General features: G+C 64.2%; 22 protein-coding genes. 8 read left to right on the forward strand and 14 right to left on the reverse strand.

Annotated features, from left to right (window positions below; translation table 11 throughout):
* Positions 1-509 precede the first annotated feature (509 nt).
* Positions 510-1478 carry a helix-turn-helix domain-containing protein gene (locus AB4Z51_RS20450; protein WP_441497849.1) on the forward strand — a complete coding sequence of 323 codons (969 nt, stop codon included), beginning with the start codon at positions 510-512 and terminating at the stop codon, positions 1476-1478.
* 40 nt (positions 1479-1518) lie between these two features.
* Here AB4Z51_RS20450 and AB4Z51_RS20455 read toward each other — a convergent pair whose 3' ends face one another.
* The 6 genes from AB4Z51_RS20455 to AB4Z51_RS20480 all read right to left on the reverse strand — a co-directional run bounded on the left by AB4Z51_RS20455 (position 1519) and on the right by AB4Z51_RS20480 (position 7452).
* Positions 1519-1944: a hypothetical protein gene (locus AB4Z51_RS20455; protein ID WP_028151278.1), complete on the reverse strand. Its 426-nt coding sequence runs from the start codon at positions 1942-1944 to the stop codon at positions 1519-1521.
* 134 nt (positions 1945-2078) lie between these two features.
* Complete coding sequence (locus tag AB4Z51_RS20460; protein ID WP_441497850.1) at positions 2079-3080, reverse strand: Bug family tripartite tricarboxylate transporter substrate binding protein; 1002 nt, start codon at positions 3078-3080, stop codon at positions 2079-2081.
* A 100-nt stretch (positions 3081-3180) separates the two neighbouring features.
* Positions 3181-4203, reverse strand: a complete 1023-nt coding sequence (locus tag AB4Z51_RS20465; protein ID WP_441497851.1) for an FUSC family protein — start codon at positions 4201-4203, stop codon at positions 3181-3183.
* A gap of 291 nt (positions 4204-4494) precedes the next feature.
* Positions 4495-5424, reverse strand: a complete 930-nt coding sequence (locus AB4Z51_RS20470) for an ABC transporter substrate-binding protein (protein ID WP_441497852.1) — start codon at positions 5422-5424, stop codon at positions 4495-4497.
* Complete coding sequence (locus AB4Z51_RS20475) at positions 5421-5777, reverse strand: c-type cytochrome (RefSeq protein ID WP_085405669.1); 357 nt, start codon at positions 5775-5777, stop codon at positions 5421-5423. The genes AB4Z51_RS20470 and AB4Z51_RS20475 overlap by 4 nt, the downstream gene beginning before the upstream one ends.
* Before the next feature lie 10 nt (positions 5778-5787).
* Complete coding sequence (locus AB4Z51_RS20480) at positions 5788-7452, reverse strand: methanol/ethanol family PQQ-dependent dehydrogenase (RefSeq protein ID WP_441497853.1); 1665 nt, start codon at positions 7450-7452, stop codon at positions 5788-5790.
* A 338-nt stretch (positions 7453-7790) separates the two neighbouring features.
* Between AB4Z51_RS20480 and AB4Z51_RS20485 the strand changes: the two genes are divergently transcribed.
* From AB4Z51_RS20485 to AB4Z51_RS20500, 4 genes are all read left to right on the forward strand, one after another.
* Complete coding sequence (locus AB4Z51_RS20485) at positions 7791-8183, forward strand: calcium-binding protein (RefSeq protein WP_441497854.1); 393 nt, start codon at positions 7791-7793, stop codon at positions 8181-8183.
* Between the two features lie 171 nt (positions 8184-8354).
* Positions 8355-8435, forward strand: coding sequence for a pyrroloquinoline quinone precursor peptide PqqA (gene pqqA, locus AB4Z51_RS20490; RefSeq protein ID WP_012029362.1), 81 nt, complete (start codon positions 8355-8357; stop codon positions 8433-8435).
* 24 nt (positions 8436-8459) lie between these two features.
* Complete coding sequence (locus AB4Z51_RS20495; protein WP_441497855.1) at positions 8460-9362, forward strand: hypothetical protein; 903 nt, start codon at positions 8460-8462, stop codon at positions 9360-9362.
* Positions 9363-9487: 125 nt separating this feature from the next.
* A complete protein-coding gene (locus tag AB4Z51_RS20500; protein WP_014493627.1) occupies positions 9488-9697 on the forward strand; it encodes a hypothetical protein in 210 nt (69 codons plus the stop codon).
* 10 nt (positions 9698-9707) lie between these two features.
* Here the strand turns inward: AB4Z51_RS20500 and AB4Z51_RS20505 are convergent, their stop codons facing one another.
* The 5 genes from AB4Z51_RS20505 to AB4Z51_RS20525 are packed head-to-tail and all read right to left on the reverse strand — an operon-like array spanning position 9708 to position 13342.
* Positions 9708-10055 (reverse strand): hypothetical protein, encoded by a 348-nt coding sequence (locus AB4Z51_RS20505; protein WP_166343210.1) that lies wholly within the window; start codon positions 10053-10055, stop codon positions 9708-9710.
* 26 nt (positions 10056-10081) lie between these two features.
* Positions 10082-10879 (reverse strand): pentapeptide repeat-containing protein, encoded by a 798-nt coding sequence (locus AB4Z51_RS20510; protein ID WP_208087927.1) that lies wholly within the window; start codon positions 10877-10879, stop codon positions 10082-10084.
* A gap of 46 nt (positions 10880-10925) precedes the next feature.
* A complete protein-coding gene (locus AB4Z51_RS20515; RefSeq protein ID WP_441497856.1) occupies positions 10926-11666 on the reverse strand; it encodes an ABC transporter ATP-binding protein in 741 nt (246 codons plus the stop codon).
* Entirely contained in the window at positions 11656-12393 is a 738-nt protein-coding gene (locus AB4Z51_RS20520) for an ABC transporter permease (protein WP_038957639.1), read from the reverse strand. The genes AB4Z51_RS20515 and AB4Z51_RS20520 overlap by 11 nt, the downstream gene beginning before the upstream one ends.
* Before the next feature lies 1 nt (position 12394).
* Positions 12395-13342: an ABC transporter substrate-binding protein gene (locus AB4Z51_RS20525; RefSeq protein WP_085405914.1), complete on the reverse strand. Its 948-nt coding sequence runs from the start codon at positions 13340-13342 to the stop codon at positions 12395-12397.
* A gap of 135 nt (positions 13343-13477) precedes the next feature.
* On the opposite strand from AB4Z51_RS20525, the gene AB4Z51_RS20530 reads away from it, so the two are divergent.
* A complete protein-coding gene (locus AB4Z51_RS20530; RefSeq protein WP_014493633.1) occupies positions 13478-13837 on the forward strand; it encodes a hypothetical protein in 360 nt (119 codons plus the stop codon).
* Positions 13838-13995: 158 nt separating this feature from the next.
* On the opposite strand, the gene AB4Z51_RS20535 is transcribed toward AB4Z51_RS20530, so the two are convergent.
* Complete coding sequence (locus tag AB4Z51_RS20535) at positions 13996-14814, reverse strand: quinoprotein dehydrogenase-associated SoxYZ-like carrier (RefSeq protein WP_441497857.1); 819 nt, start codon at positions 14812-14814, stop codon at positions 13996-13998.
* Between the two features lie 76 nt (positions 14815-14890).
* Positions 14891-15817, reverse strand: coding sequence for a quinoprotein relay system zinc metallohydrolase 2 (locus AB4Z51_RS20540; RefSeq protein WP_441497858.1), 927 nt, complete (start codon positions 15815-15817; stop codon positions 14891-14893).
* A 129-nt stretch (positions 15818-15946) separates the two neighbouring features.
* On the opposite strand from AB4Z51_RS20540, the gene AB4Z51_RS20545 reads away from it, so the two are divergent.
* Entirely contained in the window at positions 15947-16828 is an 882-nt protein-coding gene (locus AB4Z51_RS20545) for a substrate-binding domain-containing protein (protein ID WP_167768216.1), read from the forward strand.
* Positions 16825-17382 (forward strand): PQQ-dependent catabolism-associated CXXCW motif protein, encoded by a 558-nt coding sequence (locus tag AB4Z51_RS20550; RefSeq protein ID WP_085405678.1) that lies wholly within the window; start codon positions 16825-16827, stop codon positions 17380-17382. The genes AB4Z51_RS20545 and AB4Z51_RS20550 overlap by 4 nt, the downstream gene beginning before the upstream one ends.
* Before the next feature lie 10 nt (positions 17383-17392).
* Here AB4Z51_RS20550 and AB4Z51_RS20555 read toward each other — a convergent pair.
* Positions 17393-17600: hypothetical protein (locus AB4Z51_RS20555; protein WP_441497859.1), on the reverse strand; the 208-nt coding region annotated here is incomplete at its 5' end.

Here is a 17600-nt window from a genome sequence, read left to right on the forward strand (position 1 = left end):
TCCTCCGTTGGTCTCGTTTATTGTTTCCGAAGCATTGCTTAATCACCGGGCTTCTCGTCCGGCGTCTGCTCGTGCAGGGCGGTCACGTGTGGGACCAGAAACGATGCTGTGCTGTTTCCTCCTCCGGATGAGAGCTTTACGGGTCCACGTGCAGGAGAGGCCCGTTCTTGTTGTTCCTGCCGCAATCCCTAACGACTTCGTCATCGGGAAACTTGCCCAAGAGGGAAGCCGGTTTGCTTGACAGCGCACGGACGCGAAGTTTTTGATTTTGCAGTAGCGAATTCAGCGGCTTCCGCGCGGCTTCGCGGCGCCTTCGGCGCTCAGGTTCCCCTTGACGGCGCTGCAACTAAGGCGGAGGATTAACCGTCAAGGGTGGCAATGGAACGATCGCGCTCGTTGCAAAAGACCGCTCAAATTCGAGGTAAACGTCACGCAATCATAGCTGAGGGCTCCAGCAGCGCTGGTTGCGATTCGCGTCGAATCTGCAGATGAAACCAGCGGCTGGATTAATGTCCGACACCATTCACACGCTCTCGACGACCGGCCTGACGCCGAAGCGGCAGATCCAGAGCTGGATCGACGGGCTGACAAGCCTGTGTGGGCATTTCGACGTCGATCCGCTTGAGGCGTCCTCGCTCGAGGGCCGCATCGACTACACGAGCGTCTCGCGCCTGAAGCTCTGCCAGATCGAGGTCAGCCAGCATCGCATCGCGCACACGCTGGCGCGCGCCAAAGCCAATGAACACCCGTACATCAAGATCCACTTCCAGACCTACGGCGTGTCCTATTTCGAGCAGGAAGGCCGCCACATCGAGCTGAACCCGGGCGACATCATCGCCTATGACGTCTCGTGTCCGCATTCCATCATCAGCCCCGCCTTCACCCGCCACGACGTGGTGATCGTGCCGAAGGCCTTGCTGCGCGACCGCGGATTCCCGTCGCAGCGGATGCCGGCCTGCAAATTGTCGGCGAAGACCGGGACGGGGAGGATCGCCCATGATTTCGTCCATGCGACCTTCGACGAGGCGGCCAAGCTGTCGGCGAACAGCGCGGTCGGTGTCGCCGATTCGCTGATCGACCTCTTGCTGCTGCCGTTGCGCGAAGCGGACACGATGTTCGATCGCRTCGGGCCCGAGGCGATGTATGTGCGCGCGCAATTCTTCATCCGCGAGCACCTGCGCGATCCGGATCTGTGCATCGACCAGATCTCCGCCGAGCTCGGCTGCTCCAAGCGCTATCTGCACATGCTGTTCTCCGAGCGCGGCACCACGGTGAGCGACTACATCTGGCAGGCGCGCCTGCAGAACTGCCGCCAGGAGCTCGAGGCGCACGGCGGCAAGACCATTACCGACGTCGCCTTCTCCTGGGGCTTCTCCAGCTCATCGCATTTCAGCCGCGTGTTCCGGAAATATTTTGGCGTGGTGCCGTCCTCGATCCACAAGGCCCAGCAGGGCGCCGCGGCCTCGGGCGAGCATTAGGCGAGCACCGCAGCCGACGCAGGCCGCGCGGCGATATCTCTCAGGCCGATATGGCGACGTAGGGAATGCTGGTCACGAGAGCGACCAGCAGCACCGCGTTGCCAAGCATGCCGCTCCAATGCAGCCGGCGCAGCCGGTGAGGGGCTTCAGCATCGCCTGCGTCCCTCGCGCGGAGCTGGTCGTCGATCCGTTGCATGAACCAGCGGCGTCCCCAGATCGCCAGGGCCGCGAGCAGGCCCACGCCCATCGCGGCGACCAGGCGACCGTCGAGCAGGAAAGCCAGCGCCCCGATCACGCCGGCGACGCGCATCACCAGAAAATGGGCATTGAACATCCCACGCAATAGCTGGGCGACGGGCTGGATATCGAGCTTCACCAGCAGGAAGGCGGGCGAGGCCAGCGTGAAGTAGCCCATTGGAAAGAGCAGAATGATCATGACGGCAACGGCGACGCCATCCGGTGTCATGCGATCGGCCTTTCTTGTCCGCCGGTGAGGGGGACGGCACCGGCGCACAATCATAGCGGGAAAATGCGCTTCCGACACTAGGCTTTGGTCGGATGCCGGGCTCCGATGGGACAGCCCCGTGCGCCGCGCAAGGTTCAGGCCGGCTCGAGGCCGAGCGACCGCGCGCTCTCGATCCAGATCGGCAACTCGTGCTGATACAGGGCATTGGTCTCCTTGAAGCCGATGGTCGGCTCGAGCACGAAGGTCGCGAGAACCTCCTTCACCTTCGGATCGCTGTTGGCGGCGACGCAGAGCGCTGCCAGGCGGTCGACCACCGGCTGCGGCGTCGCCTTCGGCGCGGCCCAGCCGGAGAAGCCGCTCACGGTGAAGAATTTCGACGTTGCGCCCTGCTCCGGGAGGGTCTTGATGGCGGGGATCGCGTCGACCTTCTTCGAATGCACGGCGAAGACAGTGCCGCGATCGCTTTGCAGAACGGACTGCGCCGCCGTGTAGCTGCCCATTGCGGCATCCAGCGTGCCTTCCAGCATGCCCGTCCACATGGGCGCTTCGCCGCGGTAATGGACCGGCTCGATGTTGAGGCCGTACTGCTTGTTGAGCTCGTTGATCGTCATGTGCGGGGCCGAGCCCGCGCTATAGGTGCCGAAGTTGACCTTGCCGCTCTTGCGGGCGAAGGCGACGAAATCCTCCAGCGTCTTGACCCCGGTCTTGGGGTTCGCGACCAGCAACAGGCCGGCGCCCGGAATGACGCTGACCAGCGTCAGATCCTTGTCCATGTCGTAGCCGGGATTCTTCATCACGACCCGGTTCATGATGTAGGTGGTCGAGATCGAGCACAGGATGGTGTGGCCGTCGGGCTCGGCGCGGGCGACCTCTGCCGTGCCGATCGCGCCGGAGGCGCCGGGCTTGTTCTCGACCACGACGGTCTTGCCGACCTGCTTGGAGATGAATTCGCCATAGGCGCGCGCGAGCAAATCGGTCTGTCCGCCGGCGGGATAGCTGCAAATCATGCGGATCTGCCGCGAGGGCCAGTTGCCTTGCGATGCGCCTTGCGCCGAGGCGCCGCGCGCGACGAAGGGCATCGCGAGTGCACTGGTACCGGCGGCGATGAAGTGGCGGCGATCGAATTTTGCGGGCATGATTCCCTCCTGATTTTTGCCGACCCTACTGCATCAGGCTGGGGTGGTAGGCGAGACAGATTGGCGCATTCGACAAGGCCGCGCGGTGCCCATTTGCGCGTCATCCGGGCGATCGGGTCTTCCGCATCACCCGCAGCCAGACGATCTCGGTCAGGGCCACCGCTATCAGGCCGAACGTGCCGCCGATCAGCACGTTGACGATGCGCTCCTCGGCGATGCCGCTGGCGCCGCCGGCAAAGGATGCGGCGAGCGCAATGAAGAAGCAGCGCAGGCCGAAGCCGACGACGTAGYGGGAGAACGAGATCAGGGTGAGGGTGGCCGCCAGAATCGCGATGGCATAGCCGACGCGGCTTTGCGACAGGGCAAGGCCCGGGAGAAAGCCGAGCGGCACGCCGACGAAGGCGCCGATCGCCCGCTGCTTCAGCTTGCCGGTGGACGCTGTGAGGTCGCCGACCACGACGCTTGCGGCCGACCACATCACCCATTGCCCCTGCGCGAGGTTGAAGATCTCGACCAGGGCGGCTGCGGCAAAGACCGCCATTGCGGTTGCCGCTGCGGGCAGAAACCAGTCGGCCGCGGGCGGTCCGAACGAGGTCGCGGCATTGCCACGCTGCCGCTGGTCGTAAATCTGGATAGCGCAGACGAGCGCCAGCGCGATCGGAGAGGAGGCGATGATCACGCYGGCATGACGTATCGCTTCCTCGGCGCTCACGCCCTCCCGCACCTCGCAGGCGAGATAGACGGCGGGGATGAAAACCCAATTGCCGAGCGTACGGAAATGTTCGCCGTAGCGCGTCCCCGCCACCGCAAGGAAGCCGGCGAGCGCCGTCAGCACCACGAATAGCGGCTTGACCGGAGCTGCAAGGAAAAGCGCGGCAAAGGTGACGAGAATGGCGAGATAGTGCCACGCGACGACTTTTGGCGGAAAGTGCTGCCTGAGCGCCGGAATGAGCAGCGAGACCGCGACGAGCCCCAGGTTCAGCAGCGCCGTCTCGCGCGAGATGAAATAGGCGGCGACCATCGGGCCGACGACGATCAGCGCGCGCAGGAGCTCGCTGGTCTTGACTTCGCGGGAGAGGAGATCGCGCAGGTTGGTGGCGGAGGGTGTCGTGGGGGGATTCACGGGGCACCAAAGGGGCGAACGAAACACTATGCATACCACGGAAATGTGGTCGGCACTTTGGCGTGTGGAGCGACGGTCGCACCACACCCTCGCTGTCATCGCCCGGCTCGACCGGGCGATCCAGTATTCCAGAGGCGCTTGCGATTGAATCGAGAGGCCGCGGCGTACTGGATGCCCCGCCTGCCGCCTACGCCAAAGCTTCGGCGCCCCTAGACCTCAGCCCCGGCGAAGCCTTGGCGTAGCCGGGTCGCGGGGCATGACACCGGTGATGTGACGGCACGTGTGGCCACCTCACCTTTGAATGATCTTCGCCCAGACATCGCCGAGCACCGCAGGCTCGCGCGGCGGCAGATAGGTGAGGCCGGCCTGGTTGCCGAACTCGGCGATCTTGCCCTCGGCGGCAAGGCTGGTCAGCGCCTTGTTGACCGCCTCGATCAGTGCGCCGTCGCTGGCGAGCCCGACATAGCCGCGATTGGCGCCGATCGGATAATAATAGCTCGACGCGGTGATCGTCGTGTCGGGATGCGCGGCGCGGTGGGCATCGAAACGGCCGAGGTCGATCAGCGTCGCGTCATGGTCGCCGCGCTGGAGCGCGCCGAGGAGATCGTCGCGGCCGGGGACGAGATGGGTGATGCTGTCGATCAGGCGGCCCTTGTCGAAGGTCATCAGGATGGCATCGCCCAGCGAGCCGCTCTCGATCGCAAGGCGAAAGCCGGCGAGATCGCCGATGTCGCCGATCTTGCGGCCCTGCGCTTTCGGCCCGAGTACCACCGTCATCGGCGAATAGACGTAAGGCTGGCTGGGCACAAGCACGCCGAGCGCGACGCGGCGGCGCCGGTCGTCGCGCGTGGCCCCGGCGAAATCCGGCAAGCGTGCCGTCTTCATGCCGGGCTTGACGAGGGAATCCGTCGTCAGCGCATAGCCGCCGACCAGCGAGCAGCGCCCATCGGAGAGCAAGGCGTTGGCCTCGAGCTGCGGGCTCGAATCCTCGTCCAGCTTGCTCTCGAACCACTGGATCTTCAGCGGCCGGCCGATCCGGTCCGCGATCGCCTGCGCCAGCAGCACGTCGAAGCCTGAATCCGGCTTGCCCTTGTGATGCACCGAGAGCGGAGGCCGGTCCTCATCGAGGCAAACCTTCAGCGGCTCCTCGGCCGCGCGCGAGGCGGTAGTCGCCGCCGCGAGGATCGCGGCAACGCTCCATGCGGCGAGCCAGGGTCTCATGGCTTTCTCCTGCTCGAGACGAAGGCCCAGAGATTGCCGATCTCGTCGTCGCTCAAAATGTCGGCCCAGGGCGGCATCTTGTTGTTCTTGCCGTTCTTCACCGTGGTGACGAAGCGCGTCTTGTCGTCGGGAAAGGCGCGCAGGTCCGGCGTGATGGTGCCGGAATTCATCATGTTGGGGCCGTGGCAGTGCGAGCATTTCGAAGTATAGGTCGACTTGCCATAGTCGATCTGTGCCTGCACGGGATTGCCGGTTGCATCGTCCGCGGCACGAACGGTCGCCGCAAGCGCGACCGTCAGCACCGCGACGGTGGCGACCGTCGCCACCGTCTTGTGAGATATGTCCTTCAGCATCGGGCCGTGGTTATTGCTTGACCGCAAAAACCCACAGCGAGCCGCCGGGCGGCACTTTGGCAAGCCGCTCGTCGCCGGAGAACAGCGAGTAGACGCCGCCATAGCCGGAGGTGACGGCAACGTACTGCACACCATCCTGCTGCCAGGTCACCGGTTGTCCCTCGATGCCCGAGCCGGTCTGGAACTGCCAGAGCTTCTTGCCGGTGTCGGCATCGAAGGCTTCGAACTCGCCTGTCAGTGCGCCCGAGAACACGACGCCGCCTGCGGTCGACAGCACGCCCGAGAAGCGCGGGATGTCGCTTGGCGCTTCCCACTTGGCCTTGCCGGTCATGGGATCGATCGCCTTCAGATGACCGCGCGGGCCGTCACCCCACTCCCAGAGGTCGGTGAGGTCCATGCCGAGATACCATTCGCCCTGCTTGAAGGTGACGGGCTCGGTCTTGTACCTGCCGCCGAAGGCGAGCGTGTTGGCATAGGCCAATCCGGTCTGCGGATTGAACGACATCGGCTCCCAGTTCTTGCCGCCGAGGATGGACGGATAGACGGTGACCTTCTTACCGTCGCGCGCGTCCTTCGAGACGTCGGTCTCGATCGGCTTGCCGGTCTTCATGTCGATGCCGGTTGCCCAATTCACCTTCACGTAAGGATTGGCCGCGAGCAGCTTTCCGTTGGTGCGGTCGAGCACGTAGAAGAAGCCGTTGCGGTTGGCGTCCATCAGCACCTTGGTCGGCTTGCCCTCGACATTCATGTCGGCGAGGACCATCTCGGCCACCGAGTCATAGTCGAACGGATTGTTCGGCGAGAACTGGTAATGCCACTTGATCTTGCCRGTCTTGGGATCCATCGCCAGCACGGAGCAGGTGTAGAGGTTGTCGCCGGGACGCACCGCCGAGTTGAACGGTCCGGGATTGCCGATGCCCCAATAGACCGTGTTGAGCTCGGGATCGTAGGACCCGGTGATCCAGGTCGAGCCGCCGCCGAGCTTCCAGGTGTCGCCCTTCCAGGTGTCGCCGCCGGGTTCGTCGGGCGAGGGAATCGAATGGGTACGCCAGAGATGCTTGCCCGTCGCCGGATCCCAGCCGTCGATGAAGCCGCGGGTGCCGAACTCGGCGCCGGAGATGCCGGTGATGACGACACCGTCGGCGACCAGCGGCGCCACCGTCATCGAATAGCCTTCCTTGATGTCGGCGGCCTTCTGACGCCACAGCTCCTTGCCGTCCTTGGCATCGAGCGCGATCACGTTGGCGTCGAGCGTGGTGCGGAAGACCTTGCCGTCATAGAGCGCGGCGCCGCGATTGATGATGCCGCAGCAGACGATGCGCGGCGTCTCGGCGGGATACTCGACCGTGGATTTCCAGATCTGCTTGCCGGTCTTGGCGTCGACCGCCATGGTGGCGTTGTGCGAGGTCACGTAGATCACGCCCTGGTACACCAGCGGCTGCGATTCCTCGCTGCGATCGTCGTTGAAACTGTAGTTCCAGACCGGGACGAGATTCTTGACGGTGTCCTTGTTGACCTGGTTCAGCGTCGAGAAGCGTTGGAGATTGTAGCCCATCCCGTAATTGAGAACGTTCGATGTATCGGTCGCGCCCTTGACCAGTTGCTCGGTGGTCTGTGCGCTCGCACAAGTCGATGCAAGCATGACGAGGCTCGCGGCCATCGCAAAGCGTTTCATCCGTTCCTCCCAATATGCGCGCCTTTTGACGCTGCGGCACCAACACTCCGCCCGAACGCAAAACACGTCAATACGAAAGTCGCAAGTGCGTTGCCGATATGTTGGATGCCAGATGCCGGTCACCTGACAGAAACCTGACAACCGACTTTCACTTGCGCGCAGACGCTGAAAAAATTCCGTGGCATGAAGCGGAGACGGCTTCGGCCGCTCTGCCCGGGCCGTCGGGTTCCGCGAGTTGTGCGGTGCGCAGGTTGCAATTCCGGACTTGAACCGGGGCTCGCTTGTGGACTTATGTCGTTTCGATCCCCTACGAATTGGGGGATGGTCAGGAGGGTTTGATGATTTCACGTCGCTCAGTTGCGCTTGCGCTCACGATTGCGGTGCTGTCCGGTCCAGCTTGGGCTGCTTCCGGCAACGCCGTAAAGATGTTCGATACCGACAATGACGTCACGCTCGATCTCGCCGAGGTGAAGAAGGCGGCCGCCGCGCTGTTCGCAAAGCTCGATCCCGATCACGACGGCACGCTGGACGCGCGCGAATTGCGCGGACGGTTAACGGCAAAAGAACTCGCCGCCGCCGATCCCGATCGCGACGGGACTCTCACGCTCGACGAATATCTCGCGGTGGTGGAGCAGCGCTTTAACGCAGCGAATCCCGACAAGGACGGAACACTGGATGCGAAGGAGCTGAACTCGCGCGCCGGCCGCGCGCTGCTGCGCTTGCTGCGGTGAGAGACGCGGCGCTTGACTGGGAGCGAAGGCGATTTGCCCGAGAGGGAAATTCGCGAGCATAATGCGACAGTTCGCTGTGTTTGCGCTTCGATTCCAGACTTGCGCTGCACCTGACGCAGCCCTAGGTTTTGCCCCGCGCGATGTCGCGCTCAATACCCTTGGGAGACCCGAATGGCTTGGAAAGCTCCGAAGATCGTGGAAGTGCCGGTCGGCATGGAAATCAACATGTACGCCTGCGCTGCGCGCAAGTAAGACTGACGACCTGCCGCGGCTTCGATGGCGAACGCCGTCGAAGCCGTGGTAGTGTTCGCAATGCGCCTTGGAGCCCACACGATCTGGACGGCAATTGCGTTCGGTGTTGCGCTTGCACCGGCGTGTGTCAATGCCGAAGAGAGCTTTGATACCGAGCACATCTTCGGCTTCATGATCGGCACCGATGTCGGCAATCCCGGCGAGCGCGAATTCCAGACTCAGACCACGGGACGCTTCGGCAAGGGCGGCACCTATCGCGCCCTCCAGCAGGAGGTCGAGATCGAAGTCGTGCCGCTGCCGAACTTCCGTATCGAGGTCGGCGGCACCGCCACGCTGCATGACATCACCGGCGTCCCCGACATCGACGACCGCCGTCAGTTCAATTTCCAGGGCGCCTCGCTCGACCTGCGTTACCGCCTGCTCGATCGCGGGCGCGCGCCATTCGGATTGACTGTCGCCGCCGAACTCCATGGCGATCGCATCGACGAGACCAGCGGCGCGAAGGGACGGATGTACGGCTCCGAATTCACGCTCGCTTTCGACCGCGAGCTGGTCCCGAACTTCGTCATCGGCGCGCTCAACCTGATCTATCAGCCGGAATGGGCGCGCTTCGAGGTGGCAGGTCTGTCCGAGAAGAGTTCGACGATCGGGGCGGCGTTTGGCGGCTTGGTGCGCGTGCGCCCCAATTTTCTGCTCGGTGGGGAGATGCGCTACTTCCGCCAGTATGAGGGCATCGGCCTCGGTGAGTTCTCGGGGCAGGCGCTGTTTGTCGGTCCGACCGCCTATTTCCAGCTATCGGAGAAGTCGCGGCTCACCCTGAGCTGGAGCATGCAGGCCTGGGGCCGCCCCGCCGGATCGGGCGGCAATCTCGACCTCGTCAATTTCGAGCGTCATCAGGCGCGATTGGTGTTCGGGGTAAACTTCTAGGGTGTTTGTTCCGCCTCTGCCCGCGCGCTGGGAGCGGGAACATCCCGTCCGTTTGAAACTTCCCGCTCCTCGGAACGTAATCTTTCGTGCTAATCTCCATTGTCCCCTTGCGACAGGATCCCGGCATGAACCCGATTGACCTGGTGGTGACTGTGTGTGCGGTGCTCTCGCCTGCGACCTGCGAGGAGCAGCATCTGGTGTTCAACTTTGCGGGGTCGCCGAGGCAATGCGTGATGGCCGCGCCACCCTATATCGCCCAATGGGTCGGCGACCATCCGAAGTGGCAGGCGGTGCGGTGGCGCTGCGAATATCCGCACCCGAACGACAAGGCGTAAGCCGCCTTCGTTATTTCGTGCAGTCCTTCAGGTCCTTGTCGGCGATCGAGAACACCGCGTCCGCCTTGATCTCGATGTCGCGGACAATGCACTGCCGCGCATTGGGATAGCTGACCCTGGCGTCGTAGCGGCCGGGCTCGACGCCGGTGATGCGCAGCCGCTCGTCGTGGTCGACCTCCTTGTCCTTGTCGTTCAGGCACTGGTTCGGGCCCCACTCGGTCTTGCCGGCGGGCGAGAGCTGGAAGCCGGAGATCGTCTCCGTCGTCAAATTCCAGAGCCGGATGCCCTTGCCCTTGCTTTGGGCGGCGGCTTCGCCGGCCAACGTCAACAACGCGATCAAAGCCAGAAACCAACGCATCAGCCGATCCTCCCAAAGGCGCCCTGTTATTCCCTGATCAGGCGCTCGCGGTTCTTTGCCTTGTCGAAATTCCTGGCGCGGTCAAGGCCGATCGGCGCGATCAGCTTCGCCGAGGCAAGATCAGCGCCCTCGAAATCGGCGTCAGTGACGGTGGCTCCGGTCAGGTCGGCGCCGCCGAGCTGAGCATTTTTGAGCGATGCGCCGGTCAGGTCGGCTCCCTTGAGGGAGGCAAATTCGAGATCGACGCGCGACAGGTCGGCATTGCGCGCGTTCAATCCTTCCAGATTGGCGGATCGCAGCACGGCGCGCATCAGCCCCATCGACTGGTTGCGCATATCGGCGCCAAGATGCGCGTTCGCAATCGAGGCGCCGATCAGGCTTGCGCCGGTGAGGTCGGCCGCGATGCGAGCACCGGTCAGGTCCGCGCCGTCCAGACGCGCGCGCGCCATCTGCGAGGCGAACAGATTGGCGCCCTTCAGGCTCGCGCCCGCGAGATCAGCGTCCAGCAGCCACGCCTGATCGAGGATCGCCTGATCAAGACGGGCACCGGCGAGTTTCGTCTTGTTGAGTCGTGCCGCACGGAGAATCGCCGTGGAAAGGTCGAGACCCGAGAGATCAAGCCCCGACAACCGCTTGCCGGTGAAATCGGCCGGCGCCCCGGCGCTGGCTTTGGCCAGGATGGCCTCGACCTCCTGCCGGCTCATTTCCGCGGAGACCATCGCGGGTGACGTGAGGTCGACGTCACGCATCATGTCCTGCGCGCTCGCCATGGTCGCGACGAGAGCGAGGCCAAGCGTCATGAGGGCGACCATTCGCTTCATCATCGGGCTCCGCTACGGGCCCTGTTTAGCACGCGCTTTACGTGGCTGCCTATGAGGCATCACGCCCGGCGTGTTCGCCGCCATGTTCGCCTTGGATTCTCGCCACGAGGTCCGCCCTGATCGCGGCGATCTCTGCGTCGCCGCGTGCGCCACGCGGGATGCTGATGGGCACTTCTGCCAGAATTCGCGCCGGCTGCGGCGACAGGAAGAACAAGCGGTCGCCGAGGCGGACCGCATCGTCGAGGCTGTGGGTGACGAGCAGGGTCATCATGGGGCGGCTTGCGACCAGCGTCGCGATCTCGTCGCGCAGGCGGCCGGCGAGCRCGTCGTCGAGCGAGGCGAGGGGCTCGTCGAGCACGAGCAGATCGGGCTCGACCGCGAAGGCGCGGGCCAGCGCGACGCGCCGGGCAAGACCCAGCGACAATTCGCCGGGAAAGTGGCTGCGATGCGCCTCCAGCTCCAGGATCCTGAACAGCTCCGACAGCTTCGCCTCGGAGATGCCAGGAGCTGCAAGCCGCACATTCTGCTCGACCGAGCGCCACGGCAACAGCCGCGGCTCCTGGAACACCATCCCGATCCGCGCTTCTGGTGGACGCGCGATGGTCCCGTGGAAATCGCGGTCGAGCCCGAGGATGATGCGCAGCATCGTGCTCTTGCCGCAGCCGGAGGGGCCGATCAAAACGCCGACCTCACCGGATTGAAGCGCGAAGCTGACCGGGGCCAGCACCTCGTGCGTTTCGCCCGCGGCACTCCTGAACGTCTTTCCGGAGATATCGACTTCAAGCCGCACGGGGCCGCCACCGGGTTGCGCGGGCTTCGAACGGCTGCACCAGCAAGGTTTCGATGACGAGCACGACGGCCGCGAAGGTGAGCGAATAGGCCAGCAGTCGCGGCGTGTCGAACAGCTGGAAGGCGACGCCGATCTCGAAGCCGACGCCGTTCGGCCGTCCCAGCAGCTCGGCCACCAGCACGATCTTCCATACCAGCGATAATCCGGAGCGGGCCGAGGCTGCGATATAGGGCGCAAGCTGCGGCAGCACGACGTGGCGGAACGCACGCCAGCGCGGCATCGCGAACACAGTGGCCATCTCGTCCAGCGAACGGTCGAGCGCACGCGTGCCCTCGCGCAAGGTGACGATGGCGGTCGGCAGCTTGTTGATGGCGATCGCCGCGATCGCGGCCGCTTCGGTCAGGCCGGCCCAGATATAGGCGAGCACGATCACGACCAGCGCCGGCAGGTTCAGCAGCAGGATCAACCAGGGATCGCCGAGCCGGTCGGCGAGCTTCACCCGCCCCATCAAATAGCCGATGGCACTGCCGAGCGACATCGCCAGCACGAAGGCGAGCGCGACGCGCGCCAGCGTGGCGCCGAGATGCAGGAACAGGGCGCCGCTCGATGCTTCCGCGATGATGACGTTGAGCACGGCAGGCGGGGAGGGCAGCTTTGCGCCGCCAACGAACAGCGCCGCAATCCACCAGGTCGCGAGGAACAGGGAAAACGAGAGAAGACGCAGCACCTCAGTCTCCGGGGACTGCGTGATAGAAGGTGCCGGGATCGAGCTCGGCCGCCGGCCCGACCAGGTCACGTCCGCCGATCTCGGCGAGCACGCGATAGAGCACGCGCGCATCCGCCTCCTCGTCCACGATGCTCCGGCGCGGAATGCCGTCGCGATAGCGGTCGCGGTAGGTCTTGAGGATGGCCGGATCGCTCGCGCCGGTGAGCGGCGCGATCTTCTCCCACGCGGCGTCCGAGGTGACCAGCAGCTGCTTGGCCTTGCGGGTCATCGCAATGAAACGCGCCACCGCATCGCGGTGGCTTGCGGCCCAGCTCTCGTCGAAGACATAACCGACCGCGGATACCGCGCCCTTGGCCCCCAGCTTCGGCAAAATGTCCTCGATGCCGGCGAGGCGGCGAAAGCCCTTGGCCTCGAGCTGCGCACAGAAATTCCAGAAGTTGAGGCTCGCATCCATCTCGCCATCGAGCGCCTTGGCGGCAATCAAGGGCGGCGCGCCATAGACGATGCTCGCGTCCGACTTCAGGTCGATGCCGTCCTGCTTCATCCGCGCCTGCAGCAGCAGCCAGCTCTTGTCGATCGCGCCGCCGCCGACGCCGAGCTTGCGGCCCTTGAGGTCGGCCAGCGTCTTGAGCGGCGACGAGGCCGGCACCATCACCGCGCCGAGCGCGCTGGAATAGGGATAGAAGGTGAGCTTGGCGCCGAGCACGCGCTCGCGCGACACCCACAGCCAGTCGGACAGGATGATGTCGGCACTCCCGGCGCGCAGGGCGATCTTGCCGGCCTCGGGGCTCGCGAGCTCGGTGACGTCGAGCGACAGATTGGCTTCCTTGTCGAGCCCGCCGGCGCGGATTGCGGCCAGCTCCCAGGAGAATGTTCCGGTCTTCTGCACTGCAAGGCGGATCGTATCCGCGGCGCGGCCGGGGACGGCGAGCGCCAGCGCCAGCGTCATCGCGAGCGCCAATGTTCGTCCAGGCGCTCTCAAACCAAGTGCTCTCATCACCTTGTGAGCCGTTTCCTCGAAGGGAGTGCTTTTCATGACAATACGCATAGCATAGCTTTCGTCGCAACCAGCGGGAGGACGCTCATGAATCTGGCGGGACAGCTACGACCGATTGTCGCCGCATTGGCGGTGTGGGCTGCGACCGTCTACGCCGCGCGTGCCGAGGAGGCCAACGATTATCCGACCTCGGCGCGTGCCGAATACGTCTATGGCTGCATGAAGGCTAATGGCGAGAGCCGGCAGTCGATCGAGCAATGCTCCTGCTCGATCGACGTGGTGGCCTCGATCGTGTCCTATGACCGTTACGTCACCGCCGAGACGGCGCTGAGCATGTCCCAAGTGCGCGGCAATCTCGGCGTCCAGTTTCGTACGTCCGAGCAGGCGAATTCGGCGGTGAATGATCTCAGGCGCGCGCAGGCGGAAGCCGAGGTGAGGTGTTTCTGACGGCTAGCTTCACGCCAACCGTAGTTGTCATGCCCGGGCTTGTCCCGGGCATCCACGTTCTTAGGATAGGCGCGAAGTCCGTGGATGGCCGGGACATAGGCGAGCAAAGCGACGCCGTCCTTCGGACGGCTATGCCCGGCCATGACGATCGAGAGACCTCACGTCCCCGGCTTCTCCACATCCCATTCATTGCGGAACACGTGCCCGTCCGTGTCCTTCGCCTCCGCACGGAATCGCTTGGCGCCATTTGACACATACGTGAAGCGAAGGTTCGGATCTTCCGAGATCGAGATGCCGCCCTCCATCGACAGCACGGGGCTGTCGTCCTGCGTCAGCTTCAGCTGGTTGACGAAGAAGGCGGGGACGTAGAGCTGCGTGACCTGATCCATTTGCAGCCCGGAATTGTTGGGATGGCCGATCATGATCTGCGCCTCGCGGACGCGGCTGCCCGGTGCCTCCTCGCGCGCGAATTGCCGGTAGCGCATCTGGCCGAGCCGGTTCCTGGCTTCCTCGATGTTCTTTCCTGCCGGCGCCGAGCAGCCGCCTGAGGCCTTCACATAGGTCTTGGCGACGTAGAGCTGGCCGTCGCTGAGCTCGGCAACCGCGTGGACGTCGGTATAGTTGTTGACGCGCACGCGCGTGGAGATCTCGGTGACGTTGGCATCTGCGCCGAGCTCGAACTTCGCTGCCATCGGCGCGGGGTTGCGGTCGATCACCAGCGTGATCGAACGGATGCGGCGGCTATCCGCGGGCGACAGTTTGCTGCGCAGGGTCACCGGCACGATCGCCGCGTCCTCGGCGCGATAGGGCATCTCGATGCCGATGACGTCGTTGCCGTCGTTGATCGGACGGTTGCTGAAGATGTCCTGCACCAGGCCCGGCCAGGGATCGTAAGCCTCCTCGGCGCTCGCCGGCACAGCGAAGGCGATGCCAAGCAATGCGGCGATCAGGGGCAGGCGGCGTGTGCATCCCGTCATGGTCGTGGTTCCGTGCGGACGAAGCAGTTTTCTCTGGGGCGGCGCAGCCGATCCCCCGTCCAGCGTAGCGCGTCCACTACTCCCATTCAATTTCCGAAAATGCTGCGGTTGCGTTGCGAGCATTGTAGTCGTCGAACAATTGCCAATGCGGCCGTTCCGATGCGGCCGCCTTGTCGGCGGCAGTCCTGATCGGCTCGCCCTTCTTGTTCGACGCCCGGACGTCCGCCAGCAGCGTCGTGAGATAACGCCGCTCGTCGCCGAGCGCGGCAGGCCAGTCGCTCACAGGCCCGTGACCGGGCACGACGCGCTGCGCCGGAATTTTATCGAGTTCCCCGAGCGTGCCGAGCCAGCCGCGGATGCTGCCGTCCATCACCGGGATATGGCAGAGGAAGACGAGATCGCCCGCGAACAGCGTCTTGCTGGTCTCGTCGAACACGGTCAGATCGTTGTCGCTGTGCCCGGCCGGCCAGGCCCGCAAGGTGAGGCGGCGCGACCCGAGATCGAGCGTCAGGGTATCAACGACGAGCAGGGTGGGCGGCACGATCTTCACGTGATCGATCAGTTCGCTACCCATGAGGCGTCTAAAATTGTCGAGATAATACGGCCYGCGCGTCGCCAGCGCCTGCGGCAGCTTGCTGTGGCCGACGAAGCTGGTTCCCTCTGCGGCAAAGGCCGCATTGCCGAAGACATGGTCGGGATGGCCATGGGTGTTGATGACGTAGCGGATCGGCTTGGATGTGCGAGCCCGCACCGCCGCCAGCAGCGCCTCGCCCTCACGCAGGCTGCCGCCGGTGTCGATCACGGCCACCGCATCCTCGCCGACGATAAAGCCGACATTGGCGATGTCCCCTTCGTTCTCGCGGGTCATGAGGGCGGTGGTCCCGGAGTGCACGAAGATTCCCGGTGCGACTTCGCTCACAGGCAATTCGGCTGCCCCGGCGCGTGCTAGCGTTGCTGTCCCCAGCAGGGACAGGGCTGCGATCAAGGAAGCGATGCGAGACACTTTTCCGCCTCAGTTCAGATGGCTTGCCGCACTGCACTGCAACAAACCAAAGCCAACACAAAGTTTGGCAAAGCATGGCGCGTCATGCGTTGCATGGCTAGCATTCAAACAAACCGAGGAGGAAGCGCGATGACGGAGGCCGGGCGACATCGTCGCTGGTTGTTTTCACTGTGGGTCCTGGTGGCATCCTGCGCATTCGGCGACGTCGCCATTGCGCAGACCAGCGAGACCGGCGACCTCTCGTTCGAGCTGGTCGATCCAAAAGTGCTGCGCGTCTGTGCAGACCCGCGCAATCTGCCGTTCTCGAACGAGAAGGGCGAGGGGTTCGAGAACAAGCTCGCCGAGCTGCTCGCAGACAAGCTCCAGAAGAAGCTCGACTACGTCTTCTTCCCGCAGGCCACCGGCTTCGTGCGGATGACGCTGGGCGCGCATCGCTGCGACGTCATCATGGGATTTCCGCAAGGCGACGATCTCGTGCAGGGCACCAATCCCTATTACCGCACGACCTATGCGCTGGTCGCCAAAACAGGCAGCGGGCTCGAGGAAGTCGATACGCTCGAAGACCCGAAGTTGAAAGGCAAGCATGTCGGCATCGTCGCCGGCACGCCGCCGGCCACCAACATGGCGATCGCCGGCCTGATGGGCGATGCAAAACCCTATCCCCTGATGATCGACACGCGCTTCGACAACTCCGCACAGGCGATGGTCGACGACCTCGTCGCCGGCAAGATCGACGCAGGCGTGCTGTGGGGTCCGATGGCCGGGTATTATGCGAAGAAGGCCGGCTCGTTGCATGTCACGCCGCTGGTGAAGGAAACCACAGGGCCAAAGCTGGTCTATCGCATCGGCATGGGCGTGCGCCCGGCCGACCAGAACTGGAAGCGGCAGCTCAACAAGCTGATCCAGGAGAACCAGGGCGAGATCAACAAGATCCTGATCGACTTCGGCGTGCCGCTGCTCGACGAGAGCGACAAGCCGCTCGGCGCGGAGACGGCCAAGAAGACGCCATGAGGCGGCGCGTTGCCGCTGTGCTGGTTGCCGCCATTCTGGTGGCGCCGGCGTTGGCGCAGCAGCAGGAGCCGTTCGAGCCCGAGGGGTATCGCTCCGACAATTACCGCGCGCCGGTGCCGGCGACGCTCACTGGCGCGCGCGTGCTGACGACTGCGGAGGCCGAAGCAATCTGGCGTGCGAAGAGCGGCGCCTTCATCGACGTGCTGCCGCGCGCGCCGAAGCCGAAGAACCTTCCCGAAGGCACCGTCTGGCGCGATATGCCGCGAAAAAACATACCGGGCAGCACCTGGCTGCCGGACACCGGCTACGGCGTGCTGCCGCCCGCCATGGACGATTATTTCCAGCGCGGCCTCGCCCACGCCGCGCGCGGCGACAAGGCTGCGCTGCTCGTGATCTATTGCCTGGCCGACTGCTGGATGTCCTGGAACGCCGCCAAGCGCGCCTTGGCTTACGGTTATGCCAACGTCGCCTGGTACCCCGACGGCACAGATGGTTGGGAGCGCGCAAACCTTCCGACCGAGGAGATGCACCCGCAGCCGCGGCCAGAGCAGTAGGTACAGGTCGTCATGCCCGGGCTTGTCCCGGGCATCCACGTTCTTCAATCCGCGTGGTTGGGCGTGGATGGTCGTCCGTGAAGAATGCGGATTGATCTGAGAAATAAGCAGAATTTGTCTTGATGTAGTATTCGATTTTGCAGGAAAGCGGGGTGTTGGACCTCGCTTTCTTGCGTTTTAGGATTTTGCTTTTGGGCGATTCGTGATTCCCTGACGGC

This window comes from Bradyrhizobium sp. 2TAF36 (assembly GCF_052114925.1).
Lineage (GTDB): Bacteria > Pseudomonadota > Alphaproteobacteria > Rhizobiales > Xanthobacteraceae > Bradyrhizobium > Bradyrhizobium barranii.